This window comes from Zoogloea sp. GW822-FHT05C07 (assembly GCF_058800215.1).
Genome location: NZ_CM179510.1, coordinates 2839162 through 2854210 on the forward strand (window position 1 = coordinate 2839162; position 15049 = coordinate 2854210).

At 69.2% G+C, this 15049-nt stretch carries 8 protein-coding genes; 5 read left to right on the plus strand and 3 right to left on the minus strand.

The annotated features are described in order from the left end of the window. Positions 1 to 6: 6 nt before the first annotated feature. The gene (locus AC3QL2_RS13340) at positions 7 to 864 is read right to left on the minus strand and encodes an HDOD domain-containing protein (RefSeq protein WP_493230878.1); all 858 of its coding nucleotides are present in this window, start codon (positions 862 to 864) and stop codon (positions 7 to 9) included. A gap of 151 nt (positions 865 to 1015) precedes the next feature. On the opposite strand from AC3QL2_RS13340, the gene AC3QL2_RS13345 reads away from it, so the two are divergent. The 4 genes from AC3QL2_RS13345 (at position 1016) to AC3QL2_RS13360 (ending at position 10139) form a co-directional block, all read left to right on the plus strand. Next, complete coding sequence (locus AC3QL2_RS13345; RefSeq protein WP_493230879.1) at positions 1016 to 1531, plus strand: hypothetical protein; 516 nt, start codon at positions 1016 to 1018, stop codon at positions 1529 to 1531. Positions 1532 to 1602: 71 nt separating this feature from the next. After that, entirely contained in the window at positions 1603 to 3579 is a 1977-nt protein-coding gene (locus AC3QL2_RS13350) for a DUF1631 family protein (protein ID WP_493230880.1), read from the plus strand. A 103-nt stretch (positions 3580 to 3682) separates the two neighbouring features. Further along, positions 3683 to 9205, plus strand: coding sequence for an excinuclease ABC subunit UvrA (uvrA, locus tag AC3QL2_RS13355; RefSeq protein WP_493230881.1), 5523 nt, complete (start codon positions 3683 to 3685; stop codon positions 9203 to 9205). 4 nt (positions 9206 to 9209) lie between these two features. Beyond that, positions 9210 to 10139 (plus strand): LysR family transcriptional regulator, encoded by a 930-nt coding sequence (locus tag AC3QL2_RS13360; protein WP_493230882.1) that lies wholly within the window; start codon positions 9210 to 9212, stop codon positions 10137 to 10139. Between the two features lie 11 nt (positions 10140 to 10150). Here the strand turns inward: AC3QL2_RS13360 and AC3QL2_RS13365 are convergent, their stop codons facing one another. Continuing rightward, complete coding sequence (locus tag AC3QL2_RS13365; RefSeq protein WP_493230883.1) at positions 10151 to 11404, minus strand: Bcr/CflA family multidrug efflux MFS transporter; 1254 nt, start codon at positions 11402 to 11404, stop codon at positions 10151 to 10153. Between the two features lie 197 nt (positions 11405 to 11601). Between AC3QL2_RS13365 and AC3QL2_RS13370 the strand changes: the two genes are divergently transcribed. Beyond that, positions 11602 to 12558, plus strand: a complete 957-nt coding sequence (locus AC3QL2_RS13370) for a phospholipase A (protein ID WP_493230884.1) — start codon at positions 11602 to 11604, stop codon at positions 12556 to 12558. A 9-nt stretch (positions 12559 to 12567) separates the two neighbouring features. On the opposite strand, the gene AC3QL2_RS13375 is transcribed toward AC3QL2_RS13370, so the two are convergent. Then, positions 12568 to 15012 carry a sensor histidine kinase gene (locus tag AC3QL2_RS13375; RefSeq protein ID WP_493230885.1) on the minus strand — a complete coding sequence of 815 codons (2445 nt, stop codon included), beginning with the start codon at positions 15010 to 15012 and terminating at the stop codon, positions 12568 to 12570. Positions 15013 to 15049: the final 37 nt, after the last annotated feature.

Here is a 15049-nt window from a genome sequence, read left to right on the forward strand (position 1 = left end):
TCCTCCTCAGACCAATGCCGCGGCGACGATCTCGCGGAATTCGTCCAGGTCGTGGTCGGTCGTGCCGAGGAAGCTGCGGGCGTCCTCGAAGGTGCGCTGGCTCACGTCCAGCGCAGCGCCGCCGAGTTCGGCGATGATGTACTCGGCGAGCTGGGTGACGGCGATCAGCGCCAGCGCATTCGATGGCAGTTCCTCCTCCGGCAGGATGTAGCGTTCGGGGTTGTGGTGATGCTTGATCGCTGCGGCGATCTTGGCCGGCAGGCCCCAGTTGCGCGCCAGCAGCCAGCCGACCACCGCGTGGTCGCTGTGGAACTGCGCGCGTTCTAGCCCCACCAGATGATCACCGTGCTCCCCGGCGCTGCTGTAGAGGGCCGTGTAACTCGAGAAGTGCTGCATCAGTACCGGCACGGCGGCGTTCTGGAAGAGTCCGTAGGTATAGGCGTCCTCCGGCGGGATGCCCACGTGCTTGCGGGCCAGCAGGCCGGCACACAGGGCGCGGGAGGCCGCCATGTCCCAGAAATGCTGCAGGAAGTCGGCCGGCAGGCCATCGACGGAGCTGCGCAGCGCGGCAGCGACTATGATGTTCAGTACGTTGCTGGTGCCGAGGCGGTTGATGGCCTGCTGCACGCTCTTGACCGGAGCCGCGGAGCCGAACATCGACGAGTTGGCGAGCTTGACTGCCATCGCGGACATGCCCACGTCGGACGAGATGATGCGGGCCAGGACCTTGAAGTTCGGTTCGTCCTTGCGGGCTTCCCGCAGGACCTCGGTGACCACGGCCGGGCAGGCGGGAATGCGGATCGCGGCCAGATCGGCCGCGAGTCGCGCGCTGCTGGGAGCTGGAGACAGGGTAGAGCTTGTCATGATTCCGTGCTGACGATGGTCCGGTTTTATGAATTTGTCGAAAAAATCAATTTTATTATTTTAAATCGAAGGTGACGATGGGCAATGGCTGCTTTGCCGCATCCGTGACTATTGCACACCCGTGCCGTGGCAGTGAGTGGCCGGAGGCGGAATGACAGTGCGTACGTCTCCCTGGCTGGTGGGGTTGGCCGGCGTGGCGGTAGCGGTTTCCCAGGTGCATCTGGCCCGGCTGGTGGGGGCGTACCGTCCCAACATCCTGTGCCTGCAACTCAGCTTCAGCTCCGAGCGCTATTGGGGAGTTCTGCGCGCCTGGGGGCAGGAGGGGCTGCAGGCCTATCGCGGGCATTTTGCTGCGGACTGGCTCCACCTGTGCCTCTACGCGCTGTTCGGCTACGTGCTGGCGCGCCGTGGCGGCCTGTTCGCGGAGAGCGAGAGCCGGGCGTCCGGCAGGCTGGCCGCGTTGCTGCCGCTGGCGGCGCTGTTCGATGTCGCAGAAAACCTGCTGCAGCTCCGTCTGCTGGCCGGGCCCTTCGGCGCGCCGAGTGCGCTCATCCCCCTGTCGGCCACGTGTTCGCTGCTGAAATGGGGGATGGTCGTCGTGTTCGGGCTGTGGACGGCGTGGCGCCTGCTCATTAAAGTCGGCTTGGCAGGGCGTCCTGCACATTGAAGATTTCGATGTTTTTCCCGGTATAGTCAGCCACCGCTAAGATCTGCCCAAATAACACGAACGCAATCGCCATGGCGCTCCCTTCTATCACCGACGACAAATCCGGCACGATGGCCGTCCAGTTGCTGGCCGACTGCCGTGCGCGTTTCCTGAAGACGCTGCGTCAGGGGGCGGGCGAGGTCATTCGCCACACCGCGTGGCTGGACGAAATGGCCCAGGCCGCCGGCCAGTGCTTCGACGAGTTGTCGGGCAGCAAGGAGCGGCCCGGGTTCGAGCAGATGCACGGGCTGACGGCGTCCCGCATCAGCCTGGTGCACGATGAGGACATGGATTATTCGGTCGAGTTGATGAACCTCGACCAGCGTCTGCGGGACGGCTGCGCGCGCGAACTGGCGGCCCTGCACCTGCGCATGCGCATGCTGATGACCGGTACCGACAGCACGCTGCAGAAGGAGTCGCCGGTGGGCACCGAGAGCGTTTGCCGGGCGCTGCGCGCGCTGAAGGAGGCCGAGCGGCTCAGCGTCCAGGAAGCGATGGTGCTCCTCAAGCGCCTGGAGGAGCCCCTGCAGCGTCACCTGTGCGCGTTCTATCGGGAACTCGAGCACGACCTGGCCAATGCGGGCATCGACTCCCGTTACCGCATCGCCACGCCGTCCCGTCCATACCTGGGGCCGGGCAGCGAGCGTGTGGAGGCGGCGGAAGCGCCGCGCAACCTGCCCATCCATGCGGTGGATGCCTTGCGCCTGTCGGTGCTGGCCCGGCGGGAAATGTCGCCCGGTACCGCCCACCTCGATCCGACGCTGGCCGCAGCATTGCTGGAGCGTGTCGAGGCCTGGCTCGGCGAGCGCCAGAACTATGGCGGCGGTGTGCCCCAGTCCCTCGGCACGAGCGAGCTCGGGGCCCTGCTGGCGCCGTCCAGAGCGGCGGCCGTCGAAGTCGTGGAAACCGTGTTTGCCTATGTAGGGGCTGCCGAGTACCTGCCGGAAACGATCCGCACGGTCCTGGCCGGCCTGAGGGTGCCGATGCTGCGCCTGGCCCTGCGCAGTGACACCCTGCTCGCCGACGAGCGTCACCCGGCCCTGCGGCTGGTGGATCTGATCGCCAATGTCGGCCAGACGCTCCCGCCCGATTGTCCCCCCGATCTGCCGGTCTGCCGGGGCCTGTTGCTCGTCGCGCGTCCGCTGCAGCGGCAACCGCGCATCGAGGACCGGGATTTCCAGGTCGCCCTGACCGGGGCGGAAACCCTGCTTAGATCCCGTCAGAAAGGGGCGCTGGCCCGCGCCGAAGCCTGCAAGGATGAAGCCGAGCGCCTGGAGCGGCGCGAGGTGGCGCTACACCAGGCGAGCCGCGCGATCTACCTGCTGATCGGGCATCGTTCGGACCCGGTGGTGCAGGCTTTCATCGAGGGCTTCTGGGTGCATGTGCTGGCCAAGACGGCCTATCGCTACGGCACCGAAAGCCCCCAATGGACCGCCCGGGTGCAGGTGGCCCACCGCCTGCTGGTCAGCGCGATGCCCGAACCGGATGAGGCGGTGCGGCGGCAACTGATGGCCCAGATGCCGGCACTGATGCGTTCGCTGGAGGAGGGGCTGGCCTGGCTAGGCCTGGCTCCGGAGCGCATCCGTGAAGGCCTGGCGCCGTGTCTGGAGCTGCATGCCGCGCTGATCGCCGGCCGGCCCGGGCCCGAGCCCCGTTACCGCAGGCCCGCGATGCCGATCCTCGGTCCGGTCGGCGAGCGGCCGGATTTCCGCGTCCTGCGCTACAAGCAGTATTTTGCCGGCGAGTTGTCGCTGGCCGCCGAGTGGGCCGAACTGGAGGTGGGCGACAGCGTGTCGGTCGGACTGCCGGACGGGAGCACCGCCCGTGGCTTCGTCGGGCTGATCGGCCCGGCCCGCCAGCTGATCCTGATCGTCGATGGCGACAGCGGCGAGATGCTCGCCGTCACCGCCCGCGCGCTGGCCCAGCAGGCCTCTTCGCCAGAAACCCGTCTGTTCCGCGACGAGTCGATCGTCGATGAAGCGGCCACCGACAAGCTGATCAATCCCTGATCCGGGGGGCGCTGGCAGTGCGGGGGAACCCGCGGTGCTGCGGCAGGTCTGCCTACAGGCCCTACAATGGGGGCCGCCTGCCTCTTCTCCGACTCCGCTGCCCATGTGTTCCGATCCTGCCTGTCCGGCCGATCACGGCCCCGCTGACGCCGACGCCATCCGTATCCGCGGCGCGCGCCAGAACAACCTGAAGAACCTGTCCCTCGACATCCCCCATAACGAGCTGGTGGTGGTCACCGGGGTGTCCGGTTCCGGCAAGAGTTCGCTGGTCTTCGACACCCTCTACGCCGAAGGCCAGCGCCGCTACGTGGAGACCTTCTCCCCCTACGCGCGGCAGTTCCTCGACCGCATGGACAAGCCGCAGGTGGATCGCATCGAAGGCGTGCCGCCGGCCATCGCCATCGACCAGACCAACCCGGTGCGCACCTCCCGCTCGACGGTCGGCACGATGACCGAGCTGGCCGACCACTTCAAGCTGCTCTACGCCCGTGCCGCCAAGCTGCACTGCCGCTGCTGCGGCAAGCCGGTGAGCCGCGACACGCCGGCGACGATCTTCGCCGACCTGGCGGCCCGCGCCGCGGCGGCCGGCGATCCGCGCCTGGTGGTGAGCTTCCCGGTCACCGTGCCGACGAGCTTCAGCGACGAGGAGATCGCCGGCCTTCTCGCCCAGCAGGGCTACACCCGCATCCATGCCCGCAACGGCGAGCAGCTCGACGTGGTGCAGGACCGCTTCCGCCTCGGCAACGCCGAGCACGCCCGCGTGATGGAGGCGCTGGAGATCGGCCTGCGTGCCGGCCACGGCCGCCTCAGCGTGCATGCGCTGGGCGACGACGGCGAGACGCGCTGGAAATTCAGCTCCGGCCTGCACTGCGCCGACTGTGACATCGCCTATTCCGACCCGACGCCGAGCCTGTTCTCCTTCAACTCGCCGATCGGCGCCTGCGACACCTGCCGCGGCTTCGGGCGGGTCATCGGCGTCGATTTCGAACTGGTCATTCCGGACGAGTCCAAGACCCTCGCGGAAGGCGCGGTGAAGCCCTGGCAGAGCCCCAGCTTCAAGGAATGCCAGGACGACCTGGCCAAGATGGCCAAGAAGTACGGCGTGCCGATGGACGTGCCGGTGCGCGAGCTGTCGCCGGAACACCGCCACTGGCTGCTCGAAGGCGACGACAAGTGGAAGAGCTGGGATTCGTCCTGGCCGCGCCTGTGGTACGGGGTGCGCCACTTCTTCGATTGGCTGGAGAGCAAGGCCTACAAGATGCACATCCGGGTGCTGCTGTCGCGCTACCGCAGCTACACCGAATGTCCCGCCTGCCACGGCGCCCGCCTCAAGCCGGACGCGCTGCTGTGGCGGTTGCCGGCCGCCGCCGGCGAGTGGGCGATCCACGAACTGCTGGCCCGCCCGGTGGACGAGATCGTCCCCTTCGTCGCCGGGCTCACGCTGCCGGCGCCACTGGACGAAGCCACCGAGCTGCTGCTCGGCGAGATCAAGGGGCGCCTCAAGTACCTGCAGGACGTGGGCCTCGGCTACCTGACGCTGGACCGCCAGTCGCGCACTTTGTCCGGCGGCGAGGTGCAGCGCATCAACCTGACCACCGCGCTGGGCACCTCGCTGGTGAATACCCTGTTCGTGCTGGATGAGCCGTCCATCGGCCTGCACCCGCGCGACATCAACCGCATTCTCGGGGTGATGGAGCGCCTGCGCGACGCCGGCAACTCGCTGGTGGTGGTGGAGCACGACCCGCAGCTGATGCTGGCTGCCGACCGCCTGCTCGACATCGGCCCCGGCCCCGGCGAGCGCGGTGGCGAGATCGTCGCCTACGGCCCGCCGGTGAGTATCGCCAACGATCCGGCCTCCCTCACCGGCGCCTACCTGGCCGGCCGCAAGCGCGTCGATGCGCGCCGTGTGCCGCGGCCGGTGACGGCCGACGCGCCGCGCCTGACGCTGCTCGGCGCGCGCCAGCACAACCTGCGCGGCGTCGATCTGGCGATCCCGCTGCAGCGCCTGGTTGGTGTCACTGGCGTGTCCGGCTCCGGCAAGTCCACGCTGATCCAGGACGTGCTGTTCCCGGCGCTGGCCAAGCACTTCGGCCAGCCTGCCGAGCATCCCGGCGCCTTTGAAGGCTTCGCCGGCGTGGAGGCGATCAAGGGCGTGGTGATGGTGGACCAGTCGCCGATCGGCAAGAGCGCGCGCTCCAACCCGGTCAGCTACGTGGGCGCCTGGGACGCCATCCGCAAACTCTTCGCCAACCTCGAGGAGGCCAAGGAGCGCGGCTACACGCCGGGCACCTTCAGCTTCAACTCCGGCACCGGGCGCTGCCCGACCTGCACCGGCTCGGGCTTCGAGCACGTGGAGATGCAGTTCCTGTCCGACGTCTACCTGCGTTGCCCTGACTGTGACGGCAAGCGCTACCGGCCGGAGATCCTGGCCCTCAACTGGCGCGGCAAGAGCGTCGCCGACGTGCTGGAGATGACCGTCTCCGAAGCGCTGGCCTTCTTTGCCGACCAGAAGGCGGTGCTCGCCGCGCTGGCGCCGCTGGCCGACGTGGGGCTGGAGTACGTGCGCCTCGGCCAGCCGGTACCGACCCTGTCCGGCGGTGAGGCCCAGCGCCTCAAGCTGGCCGGCTACCTGGCCGAAGCAGCGCAACTGGCGGCCAAGAAGTCGAGGAAGGCCGCTGCTGTCGACATGGCCGACGAGCCCGGCCTGCTGTTCCTGTTCGACGAGCCCACCACCGGCCTGCACTTCGAGGACGTGGCTCGGCTCCTGTCGGCCTTCGAGAAGCTGCTGGATGCGGGCCATTCCCTGGTGGTCATCGAGCACAACCTGGACGTGATCGCCGCCGCCGACTGGTTGGTGGACCTCGGCCCCGAGGGGGGCAGCGGCGGCGGGATGATCGTTGCCGAAGGCACGCCGGCCGCGCTCATCGCCACGCCGGCCTCCCACACCGGCAGGGCCCTGGCCGACTACGCCGCCCAGCTGCTGGCCATGCAGGCCGCGCCGCGGGTCGCCGAACCGGCGCCGCGCTACCGGGCCGTGGCGCAGAAGGCCATCACCATCCGCCATGCCCGCCACCACAACCTCAAGAACATCAGCCTGGACATCCCGCGCGACAAGTTCACCGTCATCACCGGCCTGTCCGGCTCGGGCAAGTCCACCCTGGCCTTCGACATCGTCTTCGGCGAGGGCCAGCGGCGCTACCTGGAATCCCTCAACGCCTACGCCCGCCAGTTTGCCCAGCCCTCGGCGCGCCCCGAGGTGGACGCGATCTTCGGCATTCCGCCGACGGTGGCCATCGAGCAGCGGGTCAGCCGCGGCGGGCGCAAGAGCACGGTGGGCACCCTCACCGAGATCCAGCCCTTCCTGCGCCTGCTCTACGTGAAGCTCGGCACGCAGTACTGCCCGGACTGCGACGTGCCGGTCACGCCGCAGAGCTTCGAGGACATCGTGGCGCAGATCCAGCGCGACTTCAACGGCCGCTCCGTCGAGCTGCTGGCGCCGCTGATCATCAACCGCAAGGGCTTGTACACCGACCTCGCCAAGTGGGCGCGGGGCAAGGGCTTCGAGCAGCTGCGCGTCGATGGCGGCTACCTGCCAACGAAGAAATGGCCGCGCCTCGACCGCTACAAGGAACACAACATCGAGCTGCCGGTGGGCATGGTGCAGGTCAGGCCGGACACCGAAGCTCAACTGCGCGAATATGTGGAGGCGGCGCTGGAGCACGGCAAGGGCGTCCTCAAGGTGCTGCCGCTCGGCGAGGAGTCCGCGACGCTGACCACCCTGTCCACGCTGCGCGCCTGCCCGGATTGCGGCACCAGCTTCCCGGAGCCCGATCCGCGCTTGTTCTCCTACAACGCCAAGCACGGCTGGTGCCCGGACTGCTACGGCACCGGCATCAAGATCGCCGGTAAGGTGGAGAACCCGGACGACCTCGATCTGGGCGAACTGGAGACCGACGGCGACGAGGCCTGCCCGAGCTGCCACGGCGCCCGCCTCAACCCGGTGGCCCGCGCGGTGCGCTTCCGCGACCTGGGCCTGCACGAGCTGGCCTCGCTGGCGGTGGGCAAGGTGGCGGACTTCTTCGACGGCCTGCAGCTGGCCCGCCGGGAGGCCGACATCGGCCGCGACCTGGTCGGCGAGATCCGCGGCCGGCTGGATTTCCTGAAGAAGGTCGGCCTCGGCTACCTGGCTCTCGACCGCGCCGCACCGACCCTGTCCGGCGGCGAGGCCCAGCGCATTCGCCTGGCGGCCCAGCTCGGCTCCAACCTCACCGGGGTGTGCTACATCCTCGACGAGCCGACCATCGGCCTGCACCCGCGCGACAACCAGCTGCTGCTCGACACGCTGGAAGCCCTGCGCGGCCGCGGTAACACCCTGCTGGTGGTGGAGCACGATGAGGACACCATCCGCCGTGCCGACCACGTCATCGACATCGGCCCCGGCGCCGGCGTGCGCGGCGGGCGCATCATCGCCGAAGGCAAGCTGGCCGACCTGATGGCGGCGCCGGAGTCGGCCACCGGGCGCTGCTTCCGCCAGCCGCTGGTCCATCCGCTGGCGCCGCGCCGTGCGGTGGCGGACGATCAGCCGGCGCTGGTGGTGCGTAATGCCAGCCTGCACAACCTGAAGAACGTCTCGGCCCGTGTGCCCCTCGGCCGCCTGTGCGTGGTGACCGGCGTGTCCGGCTCCGGCAAATCCACCTTCGCCCGCGACGTGCTGCACGCCAGCCTGGCGGCGGGGGCTCCGGTGGGCTGCGCCGAGCTGGCTGGCCGCGAGCTGGTCGGCCGCGTGCTGGAAGTGGACCAGACGCCGATCGGCAAGACGCCGCGCTCCTGCCCGGCCACCTACATCGGCTTCTGGGACGCCATTCGCAAGCTGTTCGCCGAGACCACCGAGGCCAAGATGCGCGGCTGGAACGCCTCGCGCTTCTCCTTCAACACCGGCGCCGGCCGTTGCCCGGTGTGCGAGGGGCAGGGCCAGATCACCATCGAGATGAACTTCCTGCCCGATGTGAAGATGCCCTGCGAGGCCTGTGGCGGCGCCCGCTTCAACCCGGAAACCCTGACCGCGCAGTGGAAGGGCAAGACGGTGGCCGACCTGCTGCACATGGCGGTGGAGGACGCAGTGGATTTCTTCGCCGCCCACCCGTCCATCGCCCATCCGCTGCGCCTGCTGCAGGACGTGGGCCTCGGCTACCTGACCCTCGGCCAGCCCAGCCCGACCCTGTCAGGCGGCGAAGCCCAGCGCATCAAGCTGGTCTCCGAGCTGGCCAAGGTGCGCGGCCGCGCCGGCGAGTCGGCGGCCGGCCCCGGCCGTCCGCTGCCGCCGGAGAAGCACACCCTGTACGTGCTCGACGAGCCCACCGTCGGCCTGCACATGGCCGACGTGGAGAAGCTGATCCACGTGCTGCACCGCCTGGCCGACGCCGGCCACACGGTGCTGGTCATCGAGCATGACCTGGACCTGATGGCCGAAGCCGACTGGATTGTGGACCTCGGGCCGGAAGGCGGCGACGGCGGCGGCGAGATCGTCGCCGAAGGGCCGCCGGAGGCGGTGGTGCAGGTGGCGCGCTCCCACACCGGGCGCATCCTCGGCGAGTTTCTGGCGGCGCGCCGCGGCGAGGCCGCCTGAGGCGATGAACTCCGACGACCTGCGGCTGTTCGCGCGCATCGTCAAGGCTGGCAGCATCTCGCGGGCGGCCTTGGAGACGGGCGTCGACCAGTCCACGCTGAGCCGGCGCCTGGCAGCGCTGGAAGGCGAGCTCGGCACGCGCCTGCTGCACCGCAGCGGGCGCGGCGTGCTGCCCACCGAAAGGGGCGAGAAGCTGCTCGAATACGCCGAGTCCATCGGCCGCCTGCTCGACGAGGCCGGCTCGGTGATGCAGCACGGGGACGGACGCGGCCCGAGCCAGCTGCACATCGCCGCCCAGCCGACCCTCGCCAGCCTGCTTTTCGGGCCTTTGGCGCGGTTGCTGAGGACGCGTTATCCCGACACCCGTCTGCGCTTCGTGGAAGGGCTGGCCGACCAGCTGCTCGACAAGCTGGCCGGCGGCGCCGTGGACCTGGCGCTGATCTACCTGCCCGAGCAGGGCGTCGTGCAGGCCGACGTGCTGCTCCGCGAGGGGCTGCGCCTGGTGTTGCCGGCCGCCCATCCGCTGGCCGGCGATGTGCTGCCGGTATCCGCGCTGCGGGACATCCCGCTGATCTTGCCAAGCACCCACCACGGCCTGCGCCTGCAGGTGGAATCCCTGGCGGCGCGCCATGGTTTCGCGCCGCGGATTGCGGTCGAGCTGGATGGCTCCATCGCCCTCATCAAGCGCATGGTGCTGGAAGGCTGCGGCGCCACGCTGCTGCCGGAAGCGGCGGTGCGGGACGAGATCGTCGCCGGCCTGCTGAAGACCTGCCGCCTGACCGACCCGGAGGTCAGCCGGCAGGTCGGGCTGGTGCTGGCGCGCAACCGGGTCGTACCAGATGGCCTGTGGGGCATCGTCCGGCTGATCAAGGACGAGGTGGGCCGCCTTGTGGCGTCCGGCGAGTGGCCGGACGCGCAGCTCGAAGGCAGCTAGCCTGCTGGGGCTCAGGCGGCGCTGGAGTGGGACGGTTCCGCCGCGCCAGCGTGGCGGTGGTCGTGATGGGCGACGAGCAGGCGGTGCGCGGCCCACGCGCCGATGCCGCACAAGGCCATCACCGCCGCCAGCGGCCGGCCGCTGCCGTCGTGGAGCAGGCCGACCAGCGCGCCGGCGAGGGTCGCGAAGAAGAACTGCAGCGCGCTGGCCAGGGCCGCCGCGGTGCCGGCCTGCTGGCCGTGGGTGGCGAGCGCCGAGGCGGTGGCGTTGGGGATGATGAAGCCGAGGCTGCTGACGAAGCAGAAGAAGGCGCCGACGAACCACGGCAGCGAGATCTGCCCGGTGAAGGCCAGCCCGGCGAGCAGCAGGCCGGTGAGCAGCGGCACCCACAGCGCGCGGCGCAGCAGCAGCGTTGCCGGGTAGCGCTTCAGCAGATGGGCGTTGAGCTGGCTGGCGGCGATCAGGCCGAAGGCGTTGCTGCCGAAGAACCAGCCGTAGTCCTGCGGCGCGACTCCGTACAGGTCGATGAGCACGAAGGGCGAGCCGGCGATGTAGGCGAACATGCCCGACATGGCCAGGCCGCCGCCCAGCGCGTAGCCGAGAAAGGCCCGGTTGGCGAGCAGGCGGCCGTAGTTGCGCAGCACCGTGCCGAGCAGCAGCGGCGGTTCGTGGCGGGTGTCGTGGCTTTCCGCCAGGCCGACGCGGATGGCCAGCAGGCAGCCTGCACCGAACACCGCCAGCACGACGAAGATGCTGCGCCAGCCGGCCAGGCCGAGCAGTGCGCCGCCGACCAGCGGGGCAAGGATGGGGGCGAGGCCCATCACCAGCATCAGCAGCGAGAAGGCGCGCGCCGATTCCCGCGCTGAACAGCGGTCGCGGACGATGGCGCTGGGAATGATGATGCCGGCGCAGCCGCCGAGGCCCTGCACGAAGCGCCAGCCGATCAAGGCCGGGATGCTCGTCGCGCAGGCGGCGCCGATCGCCGCGATCGTATAGAGGGCGAGGCCGACGTAGAGCGGCTTCTTGCGGCCGAAGCGGTCGCTGAAGGGACCATAGAACAGCTGGCCGAGGGTCAGCCCGATGAAGAAGGCGGCCAACGTCAGCTCGACGCTGCCGGGCTGCCCGCCCAGGCTGCGCTCGATCAGCGGGAAGCTGGGCAGGTACATGTCGATGGATAGCGGGCCGATGGCGGTCAGCACGCCGAGCAGGACCAGCCAGGGCGGCAGGCCGAGGCGCTCTTCGGCGCCTGGAGAAGTCGTTGTCATGATGATGAAGTACCGGTTGGGGGCTACAGTATGGGCGGCCTGCTGCAGTTGCCCATGGCGTCAGCTGCATAGCCGCTATGCAGCGCTGCGGGCGCGGTGTGCCGGGCGGGACGATTCGGGTATCCAGGAAGGGAGCATGAATGGGGGGCAAGACTGAAATGAGGTGTTGCCGGCACCGGCCGGGGGCGGTGCTGTTGATGCTGGCCGGCGTTCTCTCGACATCCGCCGTGCTGGCCAGCGATCCAGCAGCCTGCGCGGCGATCGCCGACAACACCGAGCGGCTGGCCTGCTACGACGCGGCGGTCGGCCGCGCGCACCGGGAGGCGCCGCCTGCACCGGTCTCCGATTCGCCGCCGTTCACCGCCCGCTGGGAGCTGGATGCGGAGGACAAGCGCGGCAGCTTCCTGATCCGGCCCTACAAGCCGACCTACATGCTGCTTGGGCGCTGGACCACGTCGGCCAACCGCCAGCCGGGTTCGCCGAGTCCGCTGCACAGCGTGAGCGAGCCCCAGGACGTGGTGCCGGTGGAGGCCAAGTACCAGATCAGCTTCAAGACCAAGCTGTGGGAAGGTCTGGTCGGCCACCACGGCGACCTGTGGCTGGGCTACACGCAGCAGTCGAGCTGGCAGGTGTACAACAAGAGCAATTCCTCGCCGTTCCGTGAGACGGACTATGAGCCGGAGCTGATGGCGGTGTTCCGCAGCAACCTGGACGCTGGGTTGGGCTTCCAGGTGAAGATGCTGGCGGTCGGCATCAACCACCAGTCCAACGGCCGCGCGGTGCCGCTGTCGCGCAGCTGGAACCGCATCACCGCCCAGGTTGGCGTGGAGCGCGGCGACTTCGCGCTGGTGCTGCGACCCTGGTATCGCCTGCCCGAGAAGGCCAGCCACGACGACAACCCGGACATCGGCCGCTACCTGGGCTACGGCGACCTGCAGGCCATGTGGAAACTCGGCGAGCACGGCATCGGCCTCAACCTGCGCGGCCCCTTGCTGGCCGGCCGCGGCTCGGCCCAGCTCGACTGGAGCTTCCCGATCCACCGCAACCTGAAGGGCTTCGTACAGCTCTTCAACGGCTTCGGCGAGACGCTGATCGACTACAACCACCGCCAGACCACCCTTGGTATCGGCGTGTCGCTGGTGGACTGGCTGTAGGCACTGGCCTCAGGGCGTGGCCGTTTTCAGGCGGATGGTGAACCAGAAGGTGCTGCCTTCGCCCGGCGTGCTGTCCACGCCGGCTTCGCCGCCCATCAGGCGGGCTAGCTTGCGGTTGATGGCGAGGCCGAGGCCGGTACCGCCGTGGCGGCGCGTGAAGGAGCCGTCGGCCTGCTCGAAGCTGAGGAAGATGCGCTGTTGGTCTTCCGGCTTCACGCCGATACCGGAATCCCGCACCTCGAAGCGCAGCAGCAGGCCCCTGGCATCTTCCCGCAGCACTCGCCCGTGCAAGGCGACGAAACCCCGCTCGGTGAACTTGGCGGCATTGCCGACGTAGTTGATCAGCATCTGGCCGATGCGCTGCGGGTCGCCCTTCAGCTGCGTGGGCAGGCCGGCGAGGTCCGCCGTGTAGTCCAGGCCGCGGGCACGCAGGTCGGCGCCGGTGGCGTCCGCGACCCGCTGGGCGAGGTCGTCGGTGGCGAACGGCTTTTCGTCGATAGGGATGCGCTCTGCGTCGAGGGCGGCGAGGTCGAGCAGATCGTCGAGGATCTGGTGGAGGCCGCTGGCCGCTGCCAGGATCCGCTCCAGGCGGTCCCGTTGCTTCTCGTCGCTGCTCTTGTCCCGCAGGATGCGGCTGAAGCCGAGGATGGCGTTGAGGGGCGTGTGGATCTCGTGGCTCAGGTTGGCCAAGAAGGTGCTTTTCGCCCGGTTGGCGCTTTCGGCCAGTTCCTTGGCTGCCTGCAGCTCGGCGGTGCGCAGGCGGACCTGGGCTTCCAGGTGCTGGCGGTGCTGCTCCAGCTCGGTCAGCATCTGGACCCTCTCGGTCTGGTCCACGAACTGGATCAGCAGGTGTTTTTCGTTGTTGAGGTGCACCGGCAGGATCAGGCTGTCGGCCCAGATCTCGCGGCCGAAAGAGGTCGTCACGTGGATCTGGCGCTGCTGGCGGGTGTCGGTCTGCAAGGCCAGCAGGCAGTCGTCGTGGATGCCGCTGGCGTGCCAAGCGTGGATGCTGTGGAAGCTCTGGGCCAGCAGCTGTTCGCGGCTGGCGCCGACCAGGCGGGCATAGCTTTCGTTGGCCATCACGCAGGGCCCGGTGTCCCGATACACGCCGATGGGGATCGGTGAGGCCAGCAGCACCGTCTCGGTGACGGCGACGGCCTCGCGCAGGCCGTTTTCGGCGCGGCGGCGTTCGGCGACCTCGCCGGTGAGGTGGGTGTTGGCGTCGGCCAGTTCGGCCGTGCGTTCGCGCACGCGGGCTTCGAGCAGGCTGCGTTCTTCGGCCAGCTCGGCGAGGGCTTGGTGGCGCTGGCGGGCGACGCGGATCAGCGCGACGATCAGCAGGCCTTGCAGCACCACGACGAAGATCGCGGCGAGGATCTGGCCGCGATAGAGCGCCCACAGGCTGGTCGGGGCGTCGATGATCTCGGCGCCGTCGGGCAGGGCGCTGGTCGGGATGTCGAAGCGTTGCAGCGTGGGGTAGTCGAACACGTCGCGGGCCGGGGACTTCATTGTCACCGGAATGTCGGATGCGTGGCGCCCGTCGAGGACCTGGCGCGCCAGGCGGGCGGCTTCGCGGCCCTGGTCGAGGCCGTTGAGCACGTGGCCGCCGAGCACACCGGTCCCGAGGTGGAAGTCCCAGAAGGTATACACCGGTACCGGGCTGGCGGCGGCCACCAGGCGGCCGTTCTCCACCGGGGTCAGCGCGCGTCCCTCGCCGCGGTCGCTGGTCTGGCCGGCGAGGAAGACCAGCGCGTCGTTCGGCAGGGTCTGCAGGCGTTCGCGGATGGTCTGCATCGACGCATCCTTCAGCACGCTGACCTGGAAGCGCGCCTTGTAGCGGGGCAGGATACTGCTCTCGGCTTCGCTGGCGCTGCGGGCGCTGCTCGGGTCGCCGGTGGACAGGATGAAGACCAGCTGGCGCGTGGCCGGATGGACCTTCAGCGCCAGCTCCACGCTGGCGCCGATGTCGATTTCCTCGTTCACGCCGGTGATGTTGTCGATGCCCTTCAGCGCCTCCGGGCGGAAATGGTTGAAGCCGCAGAACACGATGGGCAGGCCGGGAAACAGGCGCTCCCGGTGGCGGATCGCGAAGTCGAAGGCGTCGTTGTCGGAGACGATCAGCAGGTCGTGCCGGTAGCCGCGGTACTTGATCGCCATCGCGTCGGCGAGGAGGTCCATGCGGGCGGGGTCGGGGAAGCGGCGGGCGTCCAGGTATTCCACCGACAGTTCCACCTGGCGCGTGTCGTCGGCCAGCTCCTCGCGGATGCCTTCCTCGATCGCGTCGCTCCAGGCGTAGCCCGGGTGGTAGGAGTTGAGGTACAGCACATGGGGCGGCGGCGTCCCGTTTTCCGCCCGGGCCAGGCCCTGCAGCAGGCACAGGGCGACGCAGGCCAGCAGGCACAGGCTGCGGGCGAGCAGGGTGCGGCTGGCGGACGGATTCGACGAGGCGGGCATGACGGAGGCTGTTCTTGTTATGGAACAGGACTCTACG